This window comes from Saccharopolyspora soli, from assembly GCF_022678645.1.
Taxonomy (GTDB): Bacteria; Actinomycetota; Actinomycetes; order Mycobacteriales; family Pseudonocardiaceae; genus Saccharopolyspora; species Saccharopolyspora soli.
In genome coordinates this window covers 1-594 of the sequence record NZ_JALBWV010000182.1, presented here as the reverse complement: position 1 = coordinate 594, position 594 = coordinate 1, and the positions used below count along the sequence as shown (strand labels likewise).

Genomic DNA, 594 nt, shown 5'->3' with positions numbered 1-594 from the left:
GCCAGAGTGTCAGGATGGTCGTCGCCGAGAATCCGCTGTTGTGCCCGTAGCACGGCTCGGTACTCAGCCTCGGCTTCCGCCAATTCACCTCGCCCCTGAAGGACCCCAGCAAGATTATGACGCGTCGCCAGAGTGTCAGGATGGTCATTCCCAAGCACACGCGACTGCACCTTCAGTGCAGTCCGGTACGCATAGTAAGCTTCGTCCATCAACCCTAGTTGCGCAGTCAAAGCTGCCTGGCTTGTTAGCGAGGTGGCGAAATCACGTTCGAAGAACTTATCTCTTTCGGATTGACTCTTGTAGTAGTCCACGACTTCTTGCGCGACGGACAGGGCTTCGGACGGTCGACCAAGATCAGAAAGTCGCACAACAAGCGCATTAAGAGAATCCATGAGCCTCTCTTCAAAAGCGTCCGGACTAGCAGCGGCTAGCTCGCGGCGAATTGCGACCGCTTCTTCGGTCGCCTCCAAAGCCTCACCAAACCGCCCAAGATCAGAAAGACTGGAGCCAAGACTATTGAGAGATGCGGCCAGGTCTGGAGCATAGCGAACCCGTTCGACGGCGGCTAGCTCGCGGCGAATTGCGACCGCTTCT

At 56.9% G+C, this 594-nt stretch carries 1 protein-coding gene; it reads right to left on the bottom strand.

Annotated features, from left to right (window positions below):
- The coding region (locus MOQ72_RS44210; RefSeq protein ID WP_242192049.1) for a tetratricopeptide repeat protein at positions 1–594 on the bottom strand (594 nt) is incomplete at both ends.